General features: G+C 41.0%; 20 protein-coding genes and 3 pseudogenes. 13 read left to right on the top strand and 10 right to left on the bottom strand.

Features of this window, described 5'->3' with window-relative positions:
• Positions 1-17: 17 nt before the first annotated feature.
• The 3 genes and pseudogenes from edd (at position 18) to C427_RS19225 (ending at position 3441) form a co-directional block, all read left to right on the top strand.
• Positions 18-1839 (top strand): annotated as a pseudogene (gene edd / locus C427_RS19235) (phosphogluconate dehydratase).
• 4 nt (positions 1840-1843) lie between these two features.
• On the top strand, positions 1844-2794 hold the full coding sequence (locus C427_RS19230) for a glucokinase (protein WP_007639938.1): 951 nt from the start codon (positions 1844-1846) through the stop codon (positions 2792-2794).
• A 5-nt stretch (positions 2795-2799) separates the two neighbouring features.
• A complete protein-coding gene (locus C427_RS19225) occupies positions 2800-3441 on the top strand; it encodes a bifunctional 4-hydroxy-2-oxoglutarate aldolase/2-dehydro-3-deoxy-phosphogluconate aldolase (protein WP_007639939.1) in 642 nt (213 codons plus the stop codon).
• Between the two features lie 271 nt (positions 3442-3712).
• Here the strand turns inward: C427_RS19225 and C427_RS19220 are convergent, their stop codons facing one another.
• From C427_RS19220 to argC, 7 genes are all read right to left on the bottom strand, one after another.
• Positions 3713-4375 carry a peptidylprolyl isomerase gene (locus C427_RS19220; protein WP_007639940.1) on the bottom strand — a complete coding sequence of 221 codons (663 nt, stop codon included), beginning with the start codon at positions 4373-4375 and terminating at the stop codon, positions 3713-3715.
• Positions 4376-4397: 22 nt separating this feature from the next.
• Positions 4398-5708, bottom strand: coding sequence for an amino-acid N-acetyltransferase (gene argA / locus C427_RS19215; protein WP_007639941.1), 1311 nt, complete (start codon positions 5706-5708; stop codon positions 4398-4400).
• A gap of 10 nt (positions 5709-5718) precedes the next feature.
• Positions 5719-7092, bottom strand: a complete 1374-nt coding sequence (argH, locus tag C427_RS19210; RefSeq protein ID WP_007639942.1) for an argininosuccinate lyase — start codon at positions 7090-7092, stop codon at positions 5719-5721.
• On the bottom strand, positions 7092-8339 hold the full coding sequence (locus tag C427_RS19205) for an argininosuccinate synthase (protein ID WP_007639943.1): 1248 nt from the start codon (positions 8337-8339) through the stop codon (positions 7092-7094). The genes argH and C427_RS19205 overlap by 1 nt, the downstream gene beginning before the upstream one ends.
• A 100-nt stretch (positions 8340-8439) precedes the next feature.
• On the bottom strand, positions 8440-9369 hold the full coding sequence (locus C427_RS19200; RefSeq protein WP_007639944.1) for an ornithine carbamoyltransferase: 930 nt from the start codon (positions 9367-9369) through the stop codon (positions 8440-8442).
• Positions 9370-9371: 2 nt separating this feature from the next.
• The gene (argB, locus tag C427_RS19195) at positions 9372-10172 is read right to left on the bottom strand and encodes an acetylglutamate kinase (protein ID WP_034899728.1); all 801 of its coding nucleotides are present in this window, start codon (positions 10170-10172) and stop codon (positions 9372-9374) included.
• Positions 10173-10225: 53 nt separating this feature from the next.
• Positions 10226-11254 carry an N-acetyl-gamma-glutamyl-phosphate reductase gene (argC, locus tag C427_RS19190; RefSeq protein WP_007639948.1) on the bottom strand — a complete coding sequence of 343 codons (1029 nt, stop codon included), beginning with the start codon at positions 11252-11254 and terminating at the stop codon, positions 10226-10228.
• 323 nt (positions 11255-11577) lie between these two features.
• On the opposite strand from argC, the gene argE reads away from it, so the two are divergent.
• Complete coding sequence (gene argE, locus C427_RS19185; protein ID WP_007639952.1) at positions 11578-12723, top strand: acetylornithine deacetylase; 1146 nt, start codon at positions 11578-11580, stop codon at positions 12721-12723.
• 60 nt (positions 12724-12783) lie between these two features.
• A complete protein-coding gene (locus tag C427_RS19180) occupies positions 12784-13191 on the top strand; it encodes a methylglyoxal synthase (protein WP_007639955.1) in 408 nt (135 codons plus the stop codon).
• Between the two features lie 236 nt (positions 13192-13427).
• On the opposite strand, the pseudogene C427_RS28890 reads toward C427_RS19180, so the two are convergent.
• Both C427_RS28890 and C427_RS19170 read right to left on the bottom strand, forming a co-directional pair.
• Positions 13428-16616, bottom strand: a pseudogene (locus tag C427_RS28890) (glycoside hydrolase family 15 protein).
• Positions 16617-16860: 244 nt separating this feature from the next.
• Positions 16861-17682 carry a Spy/CpxP family protein refolding chaperone gene (locus tag C427_RS19170; RefSeq protein WP_007639958.1) on the bottom strand — a complete coding sequence of 274 codons (822 nt, stop codon included), beginning with the start codon at positions 17680-17682 and terminating at the stop codon, positions 16861-16863.
• 170 nt (positions 17683-17852) lie between these two features.
• Between C427_RS19170 and C427_RS19165 the strand changes: the two genes are divergently transcribed.
• From C427_RS19165 to trmL, 8 genes and pseudogenes are all read left to right on the top strand, one after another.
• The gene (locus C427_RS19165) at positions 17853-18548 is read left to right on the top strand and encodes a response regulator transcription factor (RefSeq protein ID WP_007639960.1); all 696 of its coding nucleotides are present in this window, start codon (positions 17853-17855) and stop codon (positions 18546-18548) included.
• A complete protein-coding gene (locus tag C427_RS19160; RefSeq protein ID WP_007639962.1) occupies positions 18545-19957 on the top strand; it encodes an ATP-binding protein in 1413 nt (470 codons plus the stop codon). The genes C427_RS19165 and C427_RS19160 overlap by 4 nt, the downstream gene beginning before the upstream one ends.
• A 400-nt stretch (positions 19958-20357) precedes the next feature.
• A pseudogene (locus C427_RS27820) lies at positions 20358-20870 on the top strand (delta-class carbonic anhydrase).
• Positions 20871-21109: 239 nt separating this feature from the next.
• Positions 21110-21541, top strand: a complete 432-nt coding sequence (locus C427_RS19150; RefSeq protein WP_007639965.1) for a CBS domain-containing protein — start codon at positions 21110-21112, stop codon at positions 21539-21541.
• Positions 21542-21623: 82 nt separating this feature from the next.
• On the top strand, positions 21624-21758 hold the full coding sequence (locus C427_RS28275; RefSeq protein ID WP_015431207.1) for a hypothetical protein: 135 nt from the start codon (positions 21624-21626) through the stop codon (positions 21756-21758).
• 44 nt (positions 21759-21802) lie between these two features.
• The gene (locus C427_RS28270) at positions 21803-22264 is read left to right on the top strand and encodes an alpha/beta fold hydrolase (protein ID WP_015431206.1); all 462 of its coding nucleotides are present in this window, start codon (positions 21803-21805) and stop codon (positions 22262-22264) included.
• An 11-nt stretch (positions 22265-22275) separates the two neighbouring features.
• Positions 22276-22596, top strand: a complete 321-nt coding sequence (locus C427_RS28265) for a serine aminopeptidase domain-containing protein (RefSeq protein WP_269079250.1) — start codon at positions 22276-22278, stop codon at positions 22594-22596.
• 185 nt (positions 22597-22781) lie between these two features.
• The gene (gene trmL, locus C427_RS19140) at positions 22782-23246 is read left to right on the top strand and encodes a tRNA (uridine(34)/cytosine(34)/5-carboxymethylaminomethyluridine(34)-2'-O)-methyltransferase TrmL (RefSeq protein WP_187292430.1); all 465 of its coding nucleotides are present in this window, start codon (positions 22782-22784) and stop codon (positions 23244-23246) included.
• A 45-nt stretch (positions 23247-23291) separates the two neighbouring features.
• On the opposite strand, the gene fre is transcribed toward trmL, so the two are convergent.
• Positions 23292-23990, bottom strand: a complete 699-nt coding sequence (gene fre, locus C427_RS19135) for an NAD(P)H-flavin reductase (protein ID WP_007639970.1) — start codon at positions 23988-23990, stop codon at positions 23292-23294.
• Positions 23991-24187 lie beyond the last annotated feature (197 nt).

Raw genomic sequence — 24187 nt, 5'->3', positions numbered from 1 at the left:
AGTTATAGGAAATATTGATGAACCCCGTTATTCAAGAAGTCACAGACCGAATTATTCAGCGTAGCCAAAGTACGCGGAAAAGTTATTTAGAAAAGATTGAAAGTGCGCGCTTGCATGGCCCACATCGTGGTGTGTTGTCTTGTGGCAATTTAGCCCATGGCTTCGCTGCTTGTGGCACCGAAGATAAAACCGATTTGCGTAGCATGACCAAATCGAATATTGCGATAGTGTCTTCTTATAACGATATGCTTTCGGCTCATCAACCTTATGAAGCTTTTCCGGCTCAGCTAAAACAGGCCATCAAAGACGTAGGTAGCGTCGCCCAATTTGCTGGTGGCGTGCCCGCAATGTGTGACGGAGTGACGCAAGGTACACCGGGCAGTGGATTTGAGCTTGATGAGTCGGGATGTTATTGCAATGTCTACGGCTGTTGCTCTTTCACACAATATGTTTGATGGCACCTTGATGTTAGGTATCTGTGACAAAATTGTCCCCGGTTTATTGCTTGGTGCACTAAGTTTTGGGCATTTGCCTACTGTATTTGTTCCGGCTGGGCCAATGCCTTCAGGCTTACCGAATAAAGAAAAAGCAAGAGTACGCCAAGCTTATGCTGAAGGTAAAGTCGGCCGCGAAGAGCTACTAGACGCTGAATCAAAGTCCTATCACTCAGCCGGTACTTGCACCTTTTATGGCACCGCCAATAGCAATCAATTGGTAGTGGAAATAATGGGTCTACATCTTCCTGGTTCGTCATTCGTTAATCCAGGCACACCTTTACGTGACGCATTAACAAATGCCGCCGCAAGACAAGTTACCCGTATTACTGATTTAGGTGACGACTATCGTCCCATTGGTCACATAGTGGATGCTAAAGCCATCGTAAATGGTTTGGTAGGTCTTCTTGCAACGGGTGGTTCAACAAATCACACGATGCATTTAGTCGCAGTGGCTAAAGCAGCAGGATACATCGTCAACTGGGATGATTTTGCAGATATTTCCAGTGCAGTGCCACTATTAACCCGTATTTATCCAAATGGTTCAGCCGACATTAACCATTTTACCGCAGCAGGCGGAATGGCATTGTTGATCAGAGAATTGTTAGAAGGTGGGTTATTACATAACGATGTGAAAACCATATGTGGTCAAGGTTTAGAGCAATATACTAAAGAACCAATTTTAGAAAATGGCGAACTAATTTGGCGTGATGGACCAAAAGAATCATTTGATAAGCAAGTGATTGCGACAGTCAGTGAACCATTCAAAGCTGACGGCGGCTTATCTGTGCTGTGCGGTAATTTAGGCCGTGCAGTGATGAAGACGTCTGCTTTACGTGAACCCCATTGTAAAATCAAAGCTCCCGCTGTGGTATTTGAAGACCAGTTCGAATTACACGCGGCGTTTAAAGCCGGTGAGCTAAATAAGGATTGTGTGGTTGTGGTGCGCTTTCAAGGACCCTCTGCTATTGGTATGCCTGAGTTACACAGTTTGACTCCACCTCTAGCGGTATTACAAGACCGTGGTTTTAAAGTGGCATTGGTCACAGACGGGCGTATGTCTGGCGCTTCAGGTAAAGTGCCTGCGGCCATTCATGTCACACCTGAAGCAATAAAAGGTGGTAATTTAGCCAAGGTACAAACTGGTGATATGCTCGAACTTAATACTGAAACTGGTGCGATGGATATTCTTGTCAGCGAAGAAGAATTAGCCAAGCGCGAGGCTAAGGTGCCAGACGTTGCAAAACATCAAATTGGCATGGGCCGTGAAATGTTTGCCGGTATGCGTTCAACATTAACCGGTGCAGAGCAGGGTGCTTGTTCCTTGTTTGTTGGCCAGGACTAATACCATGTCAAAATTTGTTGCGGATGTAGGCGGTACTAATATTCGTTTGGCACAAATAGAAAATGGCACGCTGTGTCATATCAAAAAATATTTGTGCAGTGATTATAAGACCATAGGTACAGCTATTGGAGCATATTTAGCTGAATTTCCTGAGGTGAACTTTACTGCTGGATGTTTAGGTGTCGCTTGTCCAGTCAATGGTGATGTGATTTCTATGACCAACAATGACTGGCAGTTTTCTGTCTCCCAATTACAAGCTGAGCTTGGCTTAGATTGGTTAGGGGTGATTAACGATTTCACTGCAGTTGCCTATGCCGTTACTGTATTAACCAATCAACAGAAAGAACAAATAGGCCAAGGGCATGCAAATGATTTTGACAACATTGCTGTTTTTGGACCCGGTACTGGTCTCGGCGTTAAACACTTAACTCATACTTCAGAAGGTTGGCTGGCATTAGACGGTGAGGGTGGTCATGTTGATTTTGCACCTGTGGATGAAGTAGATATTGCGATTTGGCAATTTTTAACCGACAAATTAGGCCATGCATCAGCTGAAGAAGTACTGTCTGGTCGTGGTTTAGTGCATATATATCAAGCTATTGCTAAGCATAAAGGACTAGCAGCACCATTGGATGAGCCTGCTGATATTACTGAACGAGCTCTTGACGGTAGTTGCGTATTAAGCGTGGCAACATTGTCACAGTTCTGCAAAATATTGGGTAGCTTTGCAGGAAACCTTGCCCTTAATTTAGGGACACGTGGTGGCGTGTATATTGGAGGTGGCATTGCCCCTCGTTTCACCAATTTTATTAAACAAAGTGATTTTCGGTTACGTTTTGAGGCCAAGGGTCGATTTCGTGACTACGTAGCTTGCATACCGACTTTCATTATTACCGAGTCGGATCATGGTTTGATTGGTGCGATGGCTTATTTAAATCAAAATTGTAAAGGTTAAATGCAATGACAAAGAATTGGAAAATGACATCAGAAGAAATATTCAACCAAGGGCCTGTTGTGCCAGTATTGGTGATAAAAGATGTTGAACACGCGGTGCCATTGGCCAAAGCGCTTATCGCCGGTGGCATTCGCGTACTCGAAGTGACGTTGCGAACAGACGCTGCCTTAGAAGTGATTGCAAAAATAGCGAAAGAAGTACCAGAAGCGATTATCGGAGCAGGCACAGTGACGAATCGAGCTCAGTTACAACAAGTCATCGACGCAGGTGCTAAATTTGCGATTAGCCCTGGATTAACTTCTGATTTACTGAAGGCTGGAAACGAAGGCAGTATTGCACTTATTCCTGGTATTTCATCTATTTCAGAATTGATGACAGCTGTTGATCATGGCTATACCCATTTGAAATTTTTCCCTGCTGAAGCATCAGGTGGCGTGAAAGCCCTTAAAGCTATCGGTGGTCCTTTCCCTGACATTAAGTTCTGCCCAACTGGTGGTATTAGCCCAAGTAATTACAATGATTATTTAGCATTACCCAATGTTTGTTGTGCTGGTGGCTCTTGGTTAGCCCCAGAAGGTGCAATGATCAATGGTGAATGGGACAAAATTACTGAGCTGGCTAAACAGGCTGTAGCTGGCGTTAAATAAATAAAATTAATTTATTAGAAAAAGCCACGTTAGTGGCTTTTTTATTGTCTATGAAAAACTACGAAAGGGGAATGTCAGCACTATATTTATCGTTAACCTGTTAACTAGGATAATGTTTGGTTGATGATCACAACCTAGGTTGATTATAGCTGTTCTTCCAGAATAAATTGTCGAAACTGGCAAAGAGGTTTGACACCAGAGCCTTGTCATTATGATGAGGGTGTTTCTTTTGTGAGTCTGAAGCACATCACACAAAATCGATAAGGTGTACTTACTTGACCAAAATAGTTGCGGTAATAATTGACACTTTTTCATTGGTTTTACCGCTCCTAGAACCGTATTTTTTTAAGCTTTCAAGCACATCCATACCCTGAACAACTTTCCCAAATATTGTATGTTTGCCATCTAACCAAGGTGACGCAGTGAAAGTTAAGAAAAATTGACTGCCGTCTGTATTAGGGCCCGAATTAGCCATACTCAACAGCCCTCCCTGAGTATGTTTTAATTCATCACTAAATTCACCTGCATATTGATAACCTGGGTTACCCTTGCCAGTGCCGGTTGGATCACCACCTTGGGCCATAAAACCGGGAATAATACGATGAAATATGGTGTTATCGTAATACCCTAAAGATGTTAAGTATATTGTGCTCGACACATGTGTGGGGGCGACGTTGGGCATAAATTCTATGAGTATATCACCCTTACTCGTCTTCAAATGCCACAGGTAGGCTTTATCTTGGCTAAAAGTAAATGTTGTCGGTTTTGGTAAAGACGTTTTCCAGTCTTGATTGGTCTTATCAATGTTTTTCTGGAGTATAAATTGATCAGCTTGTTTGATGGCTTGGTCTTGGAATAAGTCGCAGCCAGATATTATGAAACTAATAAAAAACACAACCAAAAGTTGTGTTTTGGGGGGCAGAAATGCATTCATTGCGAGCCTAATTTACGAGTATTTAAACCGCTAGCTTAAACACTTTAGATTTTCGTTGAAAGTTATAAAGCAGTTTTTTCTTTGTTGGTAATTCGTCTAGGCTGATTTCAACAAATCCTTGCTCTTGAAACCAGTGGGCTGTCACAGTGGTGAGCACAAAAATGAAATCCAAGCCTTGTTCTCGTGCCTGTATTTTGATGGCATCTAATATCCGTTCACCCCGATTTCCACCTCGATAATCGTTATGAGTAGCAACGCAGGCGAGTTCACCCATTTTATCTTCTACATAGGGATAGAGTGCGGCGCAAGCTATGGTCATACCGTCTCGTTCAATCAAGGCAAATTGTTCGATTTCTTGTTCCAGATGCTCTCTAGAGCGTTTAACCAAGATGCCATTTTCTTCTAGAGGTTTGATCAGTTTAAGAATGCCGCCCACATCTTCAATCTTAGCTTGGCGCAGTTGTTCATATGATGTTTGGGATATCAGAGACCCTGCGCCATCACGGGTAAACAGTTCTTGAAGTAGTGCGCCATCTTGACGATAGCTGACAGTATGACAGCGACTAATGCCCGCTTCTAAACTAGAAATTATGGCTTGTAATGATTGTCTCTCATCGGCATAAAATGGCTCGTCCAACATGGGGTAGAGTGCGTCCAGCTCTAGATTTCTTAATAAGCGACCTTCTTTGCTAATAATACCGTCATGGTGATTAAACAATATGAGTTTGTCAGCATGAAGTGCGATAGCTGCTTTGGTTGCCACGTCTTCATGAGACAAATTAAAGACTTCGCCTGTTGCTGAATACCCCATTGGGGATAACAACACAATGGATCCATCATTGAGATGGTCGTTAATGCCATCTACATCGATACGCCGAACGACACCTGTATTTTCAAAATCTACCCCATCGCGCACACCTATAGGCATAGCAACAACTAAATTGCCTGAACACACTCGTATATGTGAGCCATGCATGGGCGAATTAGCTAGCCCCATAGTTAATAATGCTTCTACTTGTGCTCGCACCGAACCCGCTGCGTCTTTTACACATTCAAGTGTTTGTTTATCAGTAATACGAATACCTTGGTGAAAACGAGTTTCTAATTTTCGTAATGCGACTCTTTGATCAATTTGTGGTCTTGCGCCATGGACTAACACTAAACGCACACCTAAGCTATTTAACAAGGCGATATCATGAATAATATTGGCAAAGTTTGCTTCTTCGATGGCTTCGCCACCAAACATCAATACAAAGGTTTTTCCCCTGTGTGCATTAATATATGGCGCCGAATTACGAATAATTTTGACGCTGTCGATATGTGAGACGACCACCAATAAATCCTTACTTAATTTGCGCTAATTCAGCGTCTAGAGCTTTAGATACTGGGTCAATACCCGTACCCCCCAAGATGCTACGTTTATTTACTAAATATTCTAGTTGCAAGATTTCATAAACATCGTTTTCAATTAAGTCTGAGAATTGCTGCAACTCAGCAATGCTTAACTCTTCGATGGCTTTTTTCTTCTCTAGTGCGGCTAATACCACTTGGCCCGAAATGTCATGGGCAGTTCTAAAGGGGATACCTTTAGCTACAAGATAATCAGCTAGTTCAGTGGCATTCGCATAGCCTTCACGGGCAGCCTTAGCACAACGCTCTGAGTCTAACTTGATACTGTCGATTACCTCGCAGGCAATACATAAACAGATATGCCACTGAGTCACCGCATCCAGCAAGCCTTCTTTGTCTTCTTGCATGTCTTTGTTGTAAGCAAGGGGTAAACCTTTCATGGTCACTAACATGCCTTGTAAACTTCCGAATACCCGGCCACATTTACCACGCATCAGTTCTAGGGCATCAGGGTTTTTCTTTTGTGGCATCAATGATGAGCCAGAGGTCACTTCATCACCTAAAGTAATAAATCCGGCTTCACCAGAGTTGAAGAATATCAAGTCTTCGGCCATACGCGACATGTGCATCATGCTGGTGCTGGCAGCAAATAAAAGCTCTAATACAAAATCTCGATCCGATACCGCATCTAAGCTATTTAAACAGGGGCTATCAAAGCCTAACTCATTGGCTATTTCATAACGATCAATGGGGTAGGTTGTACCTGCTAATGCGCCACAACCTAATGGGGACTGATTTAAGCGCACTCTTAAGTCACGTAAGCGACTAATGTCACGTTTAAACATCTCTACATAAGCTAAGCACCAGTGTGGGTAACGTACGGGCTGAGCGCGTTGTAAGTGGGTGTAACCCGGTAAAATAACTATTTTGTTATGGCTTGCCGTTCCTACTAAAGACGCTTTGACGTTTTCTAAGTCGGCAATCAATAAGTCAACGTGTTCACGTGTCCACAATCTAAAGTCAGTGGCCACTTGATCATTGCGGCTGCGGCCGGTATGTAGTTTGCGGGCGATATCACCAAGTTGTTCAATCAAGGTGGCTTCAACAAAACTATGAATGTCTTCTTCGCTACTGGCGTCGAAATCCAAGGTGCCAGCTTCAGCTTTCACTAATAAAGCTCGCAGGGCTTGTTCAAGTTGTTGTTGTTCGTCTTGGGTTAACACCCCGGCTTTATAAATGGCTTTTGACCACGCGATAGAGCCACGAATATCTTGGCTGGCGAGTGCTCTGTCGAAGGGTAATGAATCGTTTACCCTTCTAAACATAGCACTGCTGCCATCTTGAAAACGTCCACCCCACAAACTCATTATTCGATACCTGTATTTTTAAGGGCTAAGCCTTTTTTATTCATCGCTTCGATACGGCTAGATAAGCTGTATAAACGGATGAAACCCTCGGCGTGCCCTTGGTCGTATACATCATCTGCGCCAAAGGTTGCAAAGTCTTCGGAATATAAGCTGTTAGGAGATTTTCTTTGGGTAACTGTCGCTTGGCCTTTGTATAGTTTAACTACAATTTCACCTGTGACTTTTTCTGCGAAACTGGCGGCACCTGCTAATAATGCATCATTTAAAGCAGTAAACCAGCGACCGTCATACATCACATGTGAATATTCAAGACCGATTTGTTCACGGTATTTAAGTGATGCTTTGTCTAAGACCAAACACTCTAGGGCTTTATAAGCTTTCATCATGACTGTGCCGCCTGGCGTTTCGTAACATCCTCGAGATTTCATACCCACTAAACGGTTTTCAACAATGTCGATACGGCCTACACCATGGGCTGCTGCAATTTTGTTAAGGGCCATTAAAACGCCATAAGGTGTTAATGATTCGCCATTTACTTTGGTTAACTTGCCTTCTTCAAAGCTAAGTTGCACACGTTCTGGCTTATTTGGCGCGTCTTCTGGATCAACGGTTAACGTCCAGATCCCTTTAGTGGGTTCACACCAAGGATCTTCTAACTCACCGCCTTCGTGAGATATATGCCAAGCGTTTGCGTCACGGCTATAAATTTTAGTCAATGATGCAGAGCATTCAATATTACGTTCTGCTAGGTAATCAAGTAAATCTTCTCGAGACACCATGTCCCACTCACGCCAAGGAGCAATCACTGCTAATTCTGGAGCCAAAGCAGCAAAGGTGCCTTCAAAGCGAACTTGGTCGTTACCTTTACCAGTACAGCCATGACAAAGAGCATCCGCACCCACTCTAAGAGCAATTTCGACTTGCGCTTTTGCAATGATTGGACGCGCCATCGACGTGCCTAGTAAGTACTCACCTTCGTATACAGCACCAGTAGTAATGGTCGGGTAAATATAGTCAGCAACAAACTCTTCTTTTAAGTCAACGATGTAACATTCACTTGCGCCAGTGGCGAGCGCTTTTTCACGGAGTCCAATTAACTCTTCGTCGCCTTGACCTACATCCGCTGCAAAAGCGATAACTTCACAGTTATAGGTTTCGATTAACCAAGGAATGATAGCTGATGTATCTAATCCACCAGAATATGCCAACACTACTTTTTTGAATTCTTTTTTTGCTTGAATAGCCATGTTTTTCCTATCTCTTAATTTTTTAATAAAACGCCATATATTTAGCGATTTATTCGATATTTGTTGTTGTTACTTTGCTACCAAACTCGTAGCCGTTTTCTTAATTTCTTGGTTCGAAATCGCTGGCTAGCAAGTGTACCAAAATAGCGTTTTGTCCATGCATACGATTTTCAGCTTGTTGCATTAATAATGATGCATCGCTGTCGATCAAACTGCCGCTGATTTCTAAATCTCTGTGGGCTGGTTGACAATGTAATACATATTCAGCCCCGGTTTTTTCCATCAAAGCTTCATTAATTTCGTAACCAGCGAAAGTGTCTTTAATATCGGCTAATGGCGTCTCGTCACCCATCGAAAGCCAAGTATCTGTGTATAGAACCTGTGAACCATTTGCTGCGTTGATGTCAGTGCTCACGGTTAGCTTTCCGCCAAACTGTTGGGCACGCGCTTGAGTTAGCTTTATGATATTTTCGTCAACTTCGTAACCTTTTGGTGTGATAACAACAACTTCACAACCTAGCGCTACACCTACTAACATCAGCGAATGTGTGACGTTATTACCGTCACCAATATAGGCTAACTTCACTTTGCTTAAGTCGTCGTAATGCTCGCTGATAGTCAGGTAATCAGCTATCGCTTGGCAGGGGTGATACATATCACATAAAGCATTGATGACGGGTACCTTAGCTGATTTAGCTAATTCTTCTAAAGTGCTGTGTGCAAAAACCCGTGCCACGATGGCATCTGCCCAACAAGCTAAGTTAGCGCCCATATCTTTAACGTCTTCGCGACCGGCTAATTTATTTGACTGTGAGTCTAAATAAACCAAATGTCCACCTAACTTATTGATACCAATATCAAAACTCACACGGGTGCGTAACGAAGGTTTTTCAAATAAGGCAACAATCGACAAGCCATCTAAAGCGGTACGATAACCGGCAGGATTGGTTTTGATGGTTTTAGCCAAGGTTAGCAAACGGTGTAATTGGACTGCGGTCCAATCTTTAAATGAAAGAAGATCTTGTTTCATAATCAAGCCTTGTAACTAGATGTGTTTACTTGGGGGAGGATTTTGCTGCCTATTGCTTGCTGTTGCAACAAACCCAGCAACTTTTCTGCATCTTTCCAACTGGCAATAGTAACGCTGCGTCCTAAGCTATTGGCTGCTTTTAATGCGGCTTGTACTTTGACTATCATGCCGTCTCGAATAACATTTTGTGCGATGAGCGTTTCAATTTGTTCTATATCTAAGTGCTCAATCAGGTTTTTGTTAGCATCTAACACGCCAGGCACATCAGATAAAAGTAATAACTGGGCATCTAATAACTGGGCGATCACTGTGGCTGCTTGGTCAGCATTCACATTAAGTAAGTTACCATTGTTATCTGCACCGATGGAACTGATGATGGGTAACATATGTGTGGCGGCTAACGCTTTCAATAAGGTCGCATCGCCTGGCTCAACTGAACCGACTGCTCCCAGTTCTTCGAGCATTACGGTTGCAATACACATTTTTCCATCTAACAAGCTCAACCCAACTGGGCTGATACCTGCTCTAATAGCTAACCCGCAAAGTTGTTTATTGGCTGTTCCTGCAAGTGCTCCTGTGATGTAGGGCATATGTTCTTTCGGGGTGACGCGCAAACCATCAATTTTGTGGCTTGTTAGATTAAGTGCGTTTAGTAATTCTTCAACCATAGCGCCGCCGCCATGAACTAGCACCACAATATAATTTTTCTGTAATTCAGCAATAGTGCTTAGCAATGCCAGAGCAGCATCTTCAGCTTGCATAAACGCGCCACCAACTTTAATCACTAATATTTTTCTATTCATCTCTCTATCACTGGTTGCATTGCTTTCTATGCTATTCGCTTGGTTACTCATAATTAATTTACCAATCCCGCATGAGTCTCAAAACCAAAGCGCAAATTAGCACATTGCATTGCTTGTGATGCCGCACCTTTTAATAAGTTATCAATGGCACTGGTCACAACAAGATAACCAGTTTTGTTATCTAACTTCCAAAAAAGGTCGCAATAAGGTGTACCGACCACGTCGTCAATTTTGGGCCAACTGTTTCTAAATCTTACAATTGGATTGTCTTGGTATGCTTGCTGATAGGCCTCAGTAATCTGTCGCTCGGTAACATTGGCTGAGGTTTTTACCGTAATCGTCGCCAAAATACCTCGCTTGAAATTGCCCAAGTGCGGTGTGAAAATCACATCAGTACCTAAATAGTCAATAATTTCAGGCTGATGTCTATGTCCCAATACACTGTATGCCTGCAAGCTGACTTCGGAAAAACTACTGTTTAATGCTGCTTTTCTACCTGCACCAGTGACGCCAGATACTGCATTAATGATTGGAAAATGTGCAGTGTCAATTAAGGCATTTTGTTGTAATGGCTTAAGGGCTGTTAAAGATGCTGTGGGGTAACAACCCGGAATGGCGATCAAATCTGCATTTTTAATTTGTTCTTGATGCCAATCAGCTAAACCATATACGGCCGCTGCTAACAATTTATCCGCGTGGTGTTCGAAACCATAATATTCTGCGAATTTGTGTTTATCTTTTATTCTAAAGGCGCCTGACAAATCCATTATTACTGCTTTGTTGGCACTTTTTTCGCTGCATAGCTGTTTCATCCACTTGTGGCTTGCTTCATGTGGCGTGGCTAAAAATATTAGATCAAAACTTTCTGCTAAGGCACATAAATTAGCTTCATCTATAGGCTGCAAAGGTAATTCAATTCGGTTAAAAAATTGTGGATGAATATCGCCCAAAGATTTGCCTGCATCAGCACTATTAGCGGAAACAAACAAAGCGGCTAATTCAAATTGGTCATGGCCGTGAACTAGTGCGGCCAGTTCAGCGCCAGTATAACCACTGGCACCGATAATACAGGTTTTGATCATGGGCGTTTTCTCTAAAGGCTCTAAATGAGTAGTGTACTAAATATTGATGGCGGAAGATAAAAAGCACTCTTTGCAAAAAGAATTTAGTTTAAAGCAAAGAGTGAGCTATACGCTACAGCTTCGATTTTCGTCGATACAAAGTGCTGGCGAAGCTAGGCAGGGAAATAAACTGGTACAAGTACGTTATCTAACCAAAACAAGTTAAAGGAAAAAAGTTATTATACTTAACTAACTATTTTATTAGTCGTTTCTTATTGGTCTATAGCATGCCATGTGTTATATATTTATGCAATAAAAGTGAATAATTATTTAATTGAGCGGTTATGTCAAATTTATCTTTCTTAGAACATTACGAAACTATCATTAAGACCCCTTCTATTAGTGCCTTTGACGAAAATATCGATCAAACAAATAGGCCTCTAATTGACATTCTAGCAGGCTGGTTTGGTGATCTTGGATTTTCCATAACTATTCAAGCAGTGCCTGGTACTCGCAACAAATTTAATATGTTAGCTAAAATTGGCAGTGGAGAAGGAGGTTTGTTGCTTTGTGGTCATTCAGACACGGTGCCCTATGACGAAGGGCGTTGGCAATCTGATCCATTTAAACTCAAACAAGCGGATGGCAAGCTGTTTGGTTTAGGCAGTTGCGATATGAAAGGCTTTTTTGCATTTGTTCTTGAGGCATTAAAAACGATTCCGCTTGATCAATTGAACAAGCCTTTGTATGTATTAGCCACGGCAGATGAAGAAACGTCTATGGCTGGTGCACGTTTTTTTGCTGAACAGCAAATGATTAAGCCGAGTATGGCTATTATCGGAGAGCCGACTGAACTTATACCCATTTATAAACATAAAGGGCATATCGCTAAAAGTTTAAATATTCAAGGTAAAGCGGGGCATTCGAGCGACCCTGAAAAAGGTGTTAACGCCATTGAAATTATGTATCAGGCAATTGGTCAGTTGATGGACTTACAAAGTAAACTAAAAACTCAGTTCCATGATGAAGCCTTCAGTGTGCCCCATGTCACCATGAATTTAGGGCACATTCATGGTGGCGATGCAGAAAATCGTATTTGTGGGCATTGCAAGCTTAACTTTGATATGCGTGTTGTACCTGAGTTAAACGATGAGCAAGCTCTTGCCATGATTGATGAAGCGTTGGCCCCAGTATTTGCAAAATACCCCAATCGCTTAAGTTTGGATTTAATGTATCCCACTGCGCCAGCTTTTGCTTGTCGCGATGAACAAAATATTCTGGCATTAGCTGAACAGCTCACAGGTAAAAAATATCAAAGTGCTAACTATGCCACCGAAGCGCCATTTATTAATCAACTTGGCTGCGATACCATTATTTTAGGCCCTGGTAGTATTGATCAAGCTCATCAACCTGATGAATATATCTCTCTGGATTATGTTAATCCCACAGTGAATATTTTGCAGCAAATGATCAACAAGGTGTGTTTTTAATACCGCAGACTGTTAGCTTTTTTTTGAATTTCATGCCATTAATAAAAGGATTCATACGAGATGCAAAAAACCATCGCACTGGTTGCACACGACCATAAAAAGCCAGATTTAGTAAAATGGTCTTTGGCGCACAGGTCTGAATTAAGCAAACATAAGCTCGTCGCAACGGGCACTACTGGTGGCATCTTAAAGAAAGAGTTGAACTTGGATGTACACTGTTTCAATAGTGGTCCATTAGGTGGGGATCAGCAAATAGGTGCTTTGATTGCTGAGCACAGGCTAGATTGTTTAATCTTTTTTTGGGACCCATTGAACCCTGCGCCCCATGATCCTGATGTAAAAGCTTTACTTCGATTGTGCTCAGTTTGGAATCTACCAGTAGCTTGTAATGTCGCGACTGCGGATATGTTGTTTACCTCACCAGCATTTCTTGAAGCTGATTATCAGCAAAATATTCCTAACTTCTAATTACATTATGTCTTTTCATTCAATGTCAGATTTCGGAGTATTTCAGAAGGATAAGACACTTTTTAACCAGTAAATCCAGTATCTAAAAGTGTCGTTAACCTTTCTACCCATGATTTAAACACCGGGTTATTAAGCACTATGATTGAGTTCATGATTGATAATAGGCATACCAAAAAATTCAAAAGAGTGCCTAACTTTACTATTAATTAGAGTTAGGTGAAGTGACGTTATTTACCTCATTCTACCTGTCTTACCGTTAATAAGTGATTCAAAGCTGAAATAATGAATGTTGTGCTATGCACTGGTGATTGCTGGTAAAAGCGCTCCCAAGCATGGCTTTTGTGTTCATCGTAATGTTGTTGCCGTTCAGGGAATTCTTTGACATATGCAAGGTTCACTGCATGACCTATGGTCACGTCAATCACTATCGCTTCTTCCACTATTAAACTAGGGTTTTGCTCAAAAAAGCTGGCTAACGCTGTCAGTGTTTCAATTGTAAGTTGACGGTATTCAGCTGCGTGAATGTTGTTAAACATGTGTTCAATTAATATCGCGAAAGCATTTTCTCCCTCGGTCATATCACTTAACACTAAGTCACTGCTAATACGATTACGCTTATCCATCTTATTACCAATAACTAGGCCACTTGTATGTTTTAAAATTCGCCAAGTTTTTGCTAAAAACTCTGTTGAACGTCGGTCGAGTATACCTTGGTGTTGACGCCAAGCAAGCCAACCATCAAGCGGAGTTTTGAGCTGCTCTAATCCCAAATTTTTGGTGCCAGTTTATATGTTCTGTATTACCTTGAGCATGTAATGTTTCCAGCTTTTGTGGAAGTTCAGCTAAAGTTTGATAATTTTCGAGCACCGCCTCTAAGCGTGATTGAATTTCTGATGGCGGCATGTCCATCAATATTTCATAAGCTTCATCGGTCGTGCTGTTTTGAGCTCGGGTAATTTGACTGGTTAGCAGGATAATCAATAAACTTGCGCGTAAGGTTAATAATTCACTAAATAATTCGGGTCTAGCTTTGATTAACAGACCCAAGTACAGCAACACTTCTTGGGTTAGAATCTGATCGCGCACATCTTCACGGCAATATTGCACGATCCTCTGCATCAGTTCTTCGTCGCTTAGTGGACGAGTGATCAACGACTCATCATGATATGAACGACCTACCTGAATAAACTTTTGTGCTACTAATAAGTCGCCGACTGCTAACCCAATATCCCCATCAATTTTACCCTGTAATCCAGATGCCTGTCGCAATACTGACCAAAGGCGCAGTCGACCAGCTTGGGTGTACACTTCTTCAATTAAGTCGTGCAAACTTCGTTGCTGATTGTGGATGTGAATTTTAGTATCAATCGGCTGGAGCTCAACTAGTTTAGTTAGTAATGCTATTTGTTCATAAAGATTGGTAGCTTGGCCTAACTTTGATTCCAATATGCCAGTGTCTTTTTGTAAGGCGATTTCAAGTTCTTCGCTAGGTGATAATTTTTTATTTTCACCTGCCAAGGTCAAAATGCAAGATTGAGACAATAGATCCGCTAGTGGTTGCTCAGGTAAAACCAAGTCTTTTAGGTGTTCGACATGCTCAACAGCTGCCGTATTTAATAACTGCGCCATTATATCGTGACGCACAGGTATACCGTCTACTTCACCACTGGCAATTTGTTTCATCAGGGCATAAAAAGTACTACGGTCGGTGTCTAGCAAATTGTGAGTGAGTAATACAGTGACAGTAGGCCGACCTAATTCAGTCCAATTACGGTGCAGATAACTAAGCTCTGAGGTAAAGCGACGTACTAAAAATTCAATGTCGTAACTTAAGAAAAATCTTTCTGAATAAAAGAAGCTGTCAGGCATATCGCTTGCTTTTTGCCCATCATATAAACACGGCTGGTGGTTAAACTTTTCAATTTTCTAGGAATACGCCCAGAAAGACCTAGTTCTTCGCACTTACCAATTTGAGCATGTATGCTAGCAATATCTTCGGGACGATAAACCTGTACAGGTGAAATATCTTCGATAGTTTGTGTCTGCACACCATAAGCTTCCAACTCTTGTTGCAACGCTTCATCCTCAGCCAAAAACATGAGTTGTACCACGGGCTTTTTAGGTATTTTGTGATGCCTACGTCCCAGAGGGTCTAAATCACCTGGACGCAATAAGTCATCTTCTAGTAAACAACCAAGTAAATATAAGCTTTGCGCCCAGACTAGTGGAACATTATCGTTAGGTATACGCTTTTGAGAGCCAGGTTCGAGACGTTCTTGTTCTACACAATCTTCAGCAACAAAATATAATTCAGGTAGCAGTTTTTGACCATTTTGTTCGACTAGTACCGCGTCAAGACGGGTTCGGTAATGATTTATTTGTGGTGTATCGTCGCGAAAAATCGCATCTAAATATAAATAGGTATAGAACAGCGGCCATTCAGACTCAATATGCTCAAACTGTTTCAACTCTTGTTCTTCGTAATGCAGACGTCCCTCATCTTCGAGAGCGGTTTGATGTCCATCCCGCAAAAAACGTTTCAGTCCATAGTTTCCTTCTAACTTATCAATGATGTCGTTACGCACTTTGTTGGCAAGATCTGGGTCGTCGACAGCAAAAGCAGGAAAGCCCACTATGCTAAGTAAAGCCGCGTCTGTTTCTTTCGTATTAGACTCACGAGGTAACATAGACGTTAACGTAATATTTGATTGAGCGATGTTATCTGGAATGACATGAATAACGCTTGACCGAGACCCTTTTGCGCCGAAAAGATTAAAGCCAGATAGCGACTCTAGTGCGGCCTTCGCCATACCCAGAGAGCTGGCGTTCAGCTCGACATTACCACTATTACTTTTAGCGCCACGCTCCCAAATGCCAAAATCGGGTGTGCGGTAGGCTCGTTCGATGTAATACACTAAATTTTGTATAAAACAGACCTCTTCATCGGTCCAGATTATTTCCAAACCTGAGGCAATCATCTGAGCAAGCGTCAGAAGAAATACTGAGGTTGCATCAATCTGCAAATGCCCCCATTCATCATCACCAACCACGCTATCACCTGTAGCCGTATCGTATTTGGCATGTAATGCGTCAATGGGTTGCCGAGTTCGCTTAAATTTTTCTACTTTTGCCGATTGCGCCATCATTGAGCGCAATAAAGCGCGCATTAATTTGACTGTTCGTTGCTGTAATTCAAATCCTCGCCCACCATCGTCATCTAAGTTGCGATAGGCTAATGCTAGTCCCCAGACGGCTAAAATACTATATACGTTATCGCGTACCCAAGCATCTTGGTAATTGCCATGCACTGTGACCGCCGTGCTTGCAGGAAGTAACCCAGAAATTGGATGTTGCTTGTCTAAGATGACCGACTTGATCTGGCCATAATATTGATCAAGACGAGTCCGTAATTCGATGTCTTGCATAATGGCTCCTTATTGTCTGTATTAGTTAAAAGTACAAAAGACTAACTATAAACTAACCCTTTTATAAATATGCGCAGAGCATGAAATAAATCATCATTCTTTACCAAACTAATTCTTCTATTGCCAAGCAGATAGATATTACCGTTCATGAAGTTACTGTTTGAAGACCGGTTACATTTTTGATAAATGGAAAAAAAACGGCATCAAAGAGATGCCGTTATAGGATTTGTGTGAGGGGCTCGCTTTATATTGACGATAACTCTTGATGCTTTTTACCTTTCTTCTCATATTTGCTCCTTTTATCTTTTATTTTTTCTGCGGCCCTAGCTTGCTGTTCTGTAGTAAGTTGATTCCAAATATCATGCTGAGTTTTGGCTTTTAATATCGCGATTGTCAGAAAATCAGCTTTGTATTCATTATCGAGAGCTAGCAAAGCATCAGCGTCAAAGTCAGCCCTTTGCACTAATAACTGCTCTGCTTGTTTATAGACTTGTAACCTGACCTTAATTTTTTTGCCAGTTGCATCGCTTTCATTCTTAATAATGTTGATGGCAGTAAGTTGAGCTTCTGATAGGTCTAAACGTTTAAGTTTTTTGCCTTTTCGTTTGCCTTCTTTCCATCCTGCAACGCTTTTTGGCTGAGCCTTGAGCGCATCAAATAGCACTACAAACTCTTCTTGTTGGGAGTCGGTTAATAAATTCCAGACTTGGTTTTTGTTAGTCGCCCGTTCTAGCGCCTTTGCTTGCATCAGCGTTCGGCGCTTGGTAATGACACTCTCTGCAGCTGCGTGATCCCATTCAGAGGATTGTATAAGGTTGCGCAACTCTTGCTTCAACGATTTTACGTCACTGCTAAACAAGCCTCTACCTTCACGATTTTGTTTTAAAGTTTGTCGGATATCTTGTTTTTGTGTATTGGTTAAAGATAACTCAGATAATATTTGGCGCATATCTTCATGCTTTTGGTGATGGCTTTTTTTGGCTAAAGCGGGTGCAGCGATGACAAGTGTTAGACAAAGCGCAATGGGTGTAAGTGTTGTTTTAAGTAAGTTTCTGAATTTTGACATTTTTTTGCCCTCTGGATTAATTGCTTTATATGAATTGCTATAAGTCTAGCGACTGGAATGCAAAGAAACGCAAAGGGAGTGTAAAGCTTGTGTAAATATACCATGTTGCATAAATATACTTATAACACTGAGTTATAGTGTCCATAGCCTAAGAATATCTAAGAAAACATATGTCGACTAAAAAAATACTATTGATTGATGATGACGTAGAATTGACTGAGTTGCTTAAAGAATATCTTATTCCCCAAGGCTACGAATTAGATGTAGCTCTCAACGGTGAAGCGGGTCTGAGTCTAGCGACATCAAACAAGCATTACGACCTAATTTTGCTGGACGTGATGTTACCTAAACTTGATGGATTTGAAGTATTAAAAAAATTACGTACTAGTCATCTCACCCCCGTATTAATGCTGACAGCTAAAGGTGACGACTATGACAAAATTTTTGGTCTAGAAATGGGAGCCGACGATTATTTGGCGAAACCTTTTAATCATAGAGAATTGTCAGCAAGAATAAAGGCATTAGTGCGCAGAATGGCTTCGTTACCTAGTGGTCGTGTGAAGCAAAACTTGAGGTTAGGTAATGTAGAGTTGTCACCTTCAGCACAACAAGTATTCTGCGCCGACCATCTGCTTGAATTGACCGCTACCGAATACTCTATTTTGCACCTTTTGATGATTAACCAAGGGAGTTTAGTTAGTAAGCGGGATATTAGTGAAAAAGTATTAGGTAGAAAGCTGGCTGCTTTTGATCGCAGTATAGATATGCACGTAAGTAACCTTCGTAAAAAATTGGCGGCCTTCAGCTCAGAAGAAAAAATCAAAACCCATCGTGGAGCGGGTTACCTTTATCTGGAGACCGTGTGAGGGGATTAAGTCGGTTTAATCCAGCGCAAAGTTTATTTTTTCGAGTCTTTTTATGGTTTTGGTTGGCTGCATTATTGATTTTTTTTAGTTCAGTTTGGCTGGCTAAACAACTTGGCTCTGAAGCCAAATATCAGCCATTGAATACACAACAACGAAAAGATTTAGAGTCCATAACTCGAAAATTACAAAATCAAATTGATAAGCATGATGGTCAGGTTGAGCTTAAAAACGTACTTAAGCAATTGAGTAAACGCAACCGCAACCGTTTTGGTTTGGTGTTGATTGAGCAATCGACGCGAGAAATTGTACATAGTGCAACCAGGCATAGGCCCATCAAAAAAGAAATGTTTGATGATTTTAATCCACAAAGTACGGCGCTGACGTTAGAAATCAAAGGAATCAACTTTGTAGGACCAGGTAGGGTAAAAGTTAATCAAAATGAGTATCTGTTATTTTTGGTTAAATCAAGACGGGGTGGCGATTTACGGGTTATTCGGCATGAATATCCTGAGATATTTATAATATTTATGCTCTCTCTTAGTTTAGGACTGTGTTACCTATTTGTGCGTGGGTTACTTAATCCTATTGCGCAGCTTAGACATGCATCCAAACGGATGGCAACAGGCAAAATGGGTGTGCGTGTCGGTAATGCAAGTAAGCGCTCAGATGAAATTGGTCAACTTGGCCGTGACTTCAATTATATGTCTGAACAAGTCGAGAGTTTGTTAACCAGCCAAAAAAGGTTATTGGCTGATATCTCACATGAGTTACGTTCACCCCTTACCCGTTTGCAGTTGTCTATTGGTATTGCGCTGCAACAGAATGAGTTTGATATGTCAGCAAACATGCTGGCAGCCTTAGAAAGGATCGAAAAAGAATCGCAACAAATTGAAAATATGATAGCTCAAGTTTTGTTGTTATCTAGTTTGGATAATAAGCAGCCTATGCAAAACTTACACATTGTGAGTCTAGAAAAAATCATGACACCTATTATCGACGATGCTCAATTCGAGGCCGAGCAAAGAAATAAAAAATTGGATTATCAGGCGCAGGAAAATATTCGTTTGTATGCCGATCCACAGCTATTAAGTAGTGCCATAGAAAATATCCTACGCAATGGGATTTATTATTCAAATCATATCATTCAAGTGTCTGTGTCGGTGCAAGATAAACGTATAGTGTGGATCATTGAAGATGATGGCAAGGGTATTGAAGAAAGTCAGTTAGATAGAATCTTTGAAGCATTTTACCGAGAATCCACCGCGCGAGACAGAAATAGTGGTGGAGTAGGATTAGGCTTGGCTATTGCGCAACATGTTATCCGTAAACATAAAGGTTCGATTCGGGCAAGTAATAAGCCCCAAGGTGGATTACTTGTTAAAATATCCATACCTTATATAAGTCCTTAAATCGTATGTAATAATCTATAATTAAGCATGACTTTATCCTTGGATTTATTGTGATCTTTTATTAAATCAGCTATGTTTTATTGTTAATTTTGAATGCCTGATTTTTATCAAAAAAATATCATCTATGTACATATGGCTCGATTCTGTCGCAAAATCGGATTGAAAATTTTGAGTGCTTTTATTGATAACAATTAGGTGTTAGCCATGCAAGCTAAAATATTTAAAGTGAAAATACATTCTTGTTTTGTCGGTTCTATCTGGTTTGGCATTTAATGCACAAGCCTCTGTAAGTGAAGGTTTTGAGCCTCACCCCCCCCCCCCGAGATATCGATCATTTGCATGGTGAAAATACTCGTTTTACCTCTTCAGCATCAAATAGCACAGAGATGAATTATATAATATTCATTTTCATGAAAATGCTGAGCACAAGGCTACCGACTTATCACTTTATGCGGGTGAAGGTGGCTATGGTGTCAAATATATGTGCGGCATCAGTAAGCAATTATTCGCAGCTGAATTAGCCCATATAAAGACCGAGGTCCGCAGAGGTTTGAGACTAAGCGATACCGTTTAAGAGTATTGGATGCATATTTCTGATGATGTCACACATAGTAAACATTAGGTGCTTGTTTAAGTGACAACCCAATAAACCCTAACTTACGTGCTGAACTCAAGTGATACTCTGGTTGATGACAAAGATGCTATGTATTGTGACGACTTAGATTATGATGGCACAGTGCGTAAAGGTTATCATCAAATACAGTTTATTCCTGACAACACAGGTGCGCCACTAGAATTTATGGGGTCAACGACTGGCTCTAATTATACCGAAGACAAATGTTCAACAATAGATGTCACTTGGAGTGTTCGCCACCAGCGTGCATTAATGGCTATTAATAGTTTAACTAATTAGTGTGACAGCAATCAGTTTGGTAAAGACCATGGGCATAACGTTCGTAAACTAGTGACTAATCCTGCGTTATTATCTAATATAAACTAGTGTGATTTGAGTCCCCTATGTTTGGTACACACTGTGGTTGGCATATGTGACAGAATTTCGCAGAGTATAAAATTATGCTGTTTTTCATTGCATCAGACTCAAATTTACGGTTACATTTATTTTTATTGAAATTAGGGTAAGTAAGGCAACACATGTTAATTAATCGGATCATGAGTAAACCCGTGGTAACGGTGACATTGGATGATACTTTGCGCACGGTTAAACAGATTTTTGAAAACGCCAAGTTTCATCATTTACTCGTGGTAGAAAAGGGTAAATTGTATGGTGTTATTTCCGATCGCGATTTACTCAAATCTGTTAGTCCTTTTATCGATACGCCTCAGGCAACAGCTCATGACAAGTTTACTTTAAATAAAAAGGTTCACCAAATCATGAGCCGAAAGCCTATTACCCTTACTTCCTCTGCTGATGTGTATGAGGCGATTAGTTTATTCAATCAACACAATATCTCCTGTATCCCTATCGTGAATGAAAAAGGAGTCCCAGTTGGAATTGTTAGTTGGCGGGATATCCTTAGGACGATAGAGGCAAATCACGACAAAAAAGTCAATAATGCCAAATGAGTCTATTTTAGATAATGCTATGTGAATAGTGAGTGCTAATTTACGATAGGTATTTTATTTCGAATTTCAATGTAGGGTTTATATGTCTCAGTTTGTCCTTTGCTCTGAAGATAACTTAGCGTCAAAGTATATCTCAGATATTCAACCGTTCTGGCATAACAATATGCAACACGGCATGTTTGATGGGGTGCGGGAAGTCGGAAAAAAGAAAACGTAGATATTGCTTACGCCTATGTTCTCCATCCACAGGCATTGGGATCTGTGGTGGTTTCAACCGGTCGCATCGAGAGTTTAATAAAGTATAAGGAAGTTGTGTATGACCTCTATCAAAATGGCTATTCGGTGTTTATTCATGACCATCGAGGACAAGGTTTATCTGGGCGCTTGTTAGACAATCCAAACATAGGCTATGTGGGAAGTTTTGAAGAATATGTAGCTGATTTTAAAAGCTTCATTAATCAAGTGGTCACTGAAAAAACACAACACAAACCTAACTTGTTGTGTCATTCAATGGGTGGGACGATCGGGGCTATGACTGTTTTACGCTATCCCGAATTATTTGAAAAGGTTGTATTTTCGGCACCTATGTTTGGTATCCGCCCGTCTTTGCCAAATTGGTTTGCCAAGTTCTTACTTAATTTACATGCCACGCTGAATAAAAAAATGCCTATTTTTTTGGTCAAAATAATTATGACAATCAGCTATTTTCTGGTAATGAGTTAACCCACAGTGAAATTAGATATCAACTTTTTCGTCAAGAGTATGAAGAAACACCAAAAGTTCAGTTAGGCGGTGTCAGCGGAAACTGGTTAAAAATGGCGGTTCAAGCGATGAATGAAATAGAACAAGGTGTGCACCGTTTTCCTATTCCTGCTTTAATTATTCAAGCAGGGGCAGATCAAGTTGTAGATAACAAACGGCAGAATAGGGTAGTAGCAAAAATGAAAAATGCTAAGCTGATGGTCATTGCAGGTTCAAAGCATGAATTATTTGAAGAACAGGATAAATTTAGGACACCCTGTTTAACGGCTACTTTAGACTTTTTTAGGAAGTAATGGGGCCGTATTCTTTTATTGGCTCGCTTCGTCATGTTCGATGTTGTTATACTATAAAAAGTTGTGTCTATTGGTAGTTGCTAGCCCCCAAAAGATAACTGACGACTATAAATAACAACTAAGAGTTAAACCATTTCGCTGGTTTTGTTAGTATGTACATAACATTAGTAACTGAAATTAGACCCATGCTCGATATCGTTTTATATCAACCTGAAATTCCTCCTAATACTGGTAATATTATCCGCCTTTGTGCTAATACTGGTTTTGCATTGCATTTAATTGAGCCCTTAGGATTTGATTGGGATGACAAAAAAGTACGCAGAGCTGGGTTGGATTATCACGAGTTTGCCAACGTGCAACGTTACCCAAATCTTGACGCTTATATTCAAGCACGCTCACCTAAACGTATTTTTGCTTGCACAACCAAAGGCAAGGCGTTTTTTGCTCAAGCTAAGTATCAATCCGGCGATGCATTGTTGTTTGGCCCCGAAACCCGAGGTTTACCCAATGAAATTATTGATTCACTGCCACCTGAGCAACGATTGCGAATTCCTATGTTGGCTGAAAGCCGAAGCATGAATTTGTCTAATGCGGTGTCAGTGTTCGTGTACGAAGCTTGGCGACAATTGGATTTTGATGGCGCGGTATAATTGAAATGTAGGAGTTTGTTACCAAACCCCTACATTTATTATGCTTTAGATAAAAGCGTATGCATCACCAAACAAAGACGTTATCGGTAATCCTTGTTTAATGAAATCATCGCGTACCACTTTTGCCATTTCAAATCGCCCAGCAACATATACTTGATACGTGGCCAAGTCTTTAATGTCTTCGAGAACGACTTGATGTACCCAACCAGTCTTACCTGCCCAGTTCTTTTCTGGGATCTCTACCACTGGGATAAAGGTAAAAAGAGGGTGTTGTTTTGCAAGAGTGCTGAGTTCGTCAAAGGCATACATGTCATTTATGGTACGTGTTCCCCAATATAAAATCACAGGGGCTTCTAACGGTTTGCTCAGAAGCTGTTGTAATATTGATAACGTATATGAAAATCCAGTTCCCCCAGCTAACAAAATTGTGGCTTGTGGCTCTGTCTGCTTTAGAATCGCTTCTCCTAAACCACCTTCAACATCTACCACTTTATCTTTAAGCATTTTTTCTAGGACATGCCCTGCATATTGATTGCCGGGCTCTGCACCAATATGTAACTCAATAGAACCATCCGCACGAGGCGCGTTAGCGATAGAGAAGGGGCGTTTGTCATCTTCCCCCATGACTATTTGTAGATATTGACCGGCAATAAAATTAAGGGGAGTATCTGGAATTAATACGATACGCTTGATTGTGTCTGTAAGGGGCTCAATTTTTTCGACCTTACATTGGATTATTTGCATGGACTTCTTCTGGTTAGATTAATACGACTTGAATATGATTATTTGAAATAACCTTTGATATTCATCGGTTTGGGCTTTAGGCTCACTTAGAAGATTATAAACATATGACTGATTTTATTACGAGTCGTAATTAACTGAAAATGCTAGGTTTTGGTGGATGTACTGTAAAAGAATGCAATATTCTACTTAAATCTAAT

Source organism: Paraglaciecola psychrophila 170, from assembly GCF_000347635.1.
Classification (GTDB): Bacteria; Pseudomonadota; Gammaproteobacteria; order Enterobacterales; family Alteromonadaceae; genus Paraglaciecola; species Paraglaciecola psychrophila.
This window is presented reverse-complemented; position numbering and strand designations above follow the sequence as displayed.

Bases quoted from the DNA above. Each gene is read 5' to 3' on its own strand.
- C427_RS19230 (WP_007639938.1), top strand. From the start codon at position 1,844: ATGTCAAAATTTGTTGCGGATGTAGGCGGTACTAATATTCGTTTGGCA.
- C427_RS19225 (WP_007639939.1), top strand. From the start codon at position 2,800: ATGACAAAGAATTGGAAAATGACATCAGAAGAAATATTCAACCAAGGG.
- C427_RS19220 (WP_007639940.1), bottom strand. From the start codon at position 4,375: ATGAATGCATTTCTGCCCCCCAAAACACAACTTTTGGTTGTGTTTTTT.
- argH (WP_007639942.1), bottom strand. From the start codon at position 7,092: ATGAGTTTGTGGGGTGGACGTTTTCAAGATGGCAGCAGTGCTATGTTT.
- C427_RS19205 (WP_007639943.1), bottom strand. From the start codon at position 8,339: ATGGCTATTCAAGCAAAAAAAGAATTCAAAAAAGTAGTGTTGGCATAT.
- C427_RS19200 (WP_007639944.1), bottom strand. From the start codon at position 9,369: ATGAAACAAGATCTTCTTTCATTTAAAGATTGGACCGCAGTCCAATTA.
- argB (WP_034899728.1), bottom strand. From the start codon at position 10,172: ATGAATAGAAAAATATTAGTGATTAAAGTTGGTGGCGCGTTTATGCAA.
- argC (WP_007639948.1), bottom strand. From the start codon at position 11,254: ATGATCAAAACCTGTATTATCGGTGCCAGTGGTTATACTGGCGCTGAA.
- argE (WP_007639952.1), top strand. From the start codon at position 11,578: ATGTCAAATTTATCTTTCTTAGAACATTACGAAACTATCATTAAGACC.
- C427_RS19180 (WP_007639955.1), top strand. From the start codon at position 12,784: ATGCAAAAAACCATCGCACTGGTTGCACACGACCATAAAAAGCCAGAT.
- C427_RS19170 (WP_007639958.1), bottom strand. From the start codon at position 17,682: ATGTCAAAATTCAGAAACTTACTTAAAACAACACTTACACCCATTGCG.
- C427_RS19165 (WP_007639960.1), top strand. From the start codon at position 17,853: ATGTCGACTAAAAAAATACTATTGATTGATGATGACGTAGAATTGACT.
- C427_RS19150 (WP_007639965.1), top strand. From the start codon at position 21,110: ATGTTAATTAATCGGATCATGAGTAAACCCGTGGTAACGGTGACATTG.
- C427_RS28275 (WP_015431207.1), top strand. From the start codon at position 21,624: ATGTCTCAGTTTGTCCTTTGCTCTGAAGATAACTTAGCGTCAAAGTAT.
- trmL (WP_187292430.1), top strand. From the start codon at position 22,782: ATGCTCGATATCGTTTTATATCAACCTGAAATTCCTCCTAATACTGGT.
- fre (WP_007639970.1), bottom strand. From the start codon at position 23,990: ATGCAAATAATCCAATGTAAGGTCGAAAAAATTGAGCCCCTTACAGAC.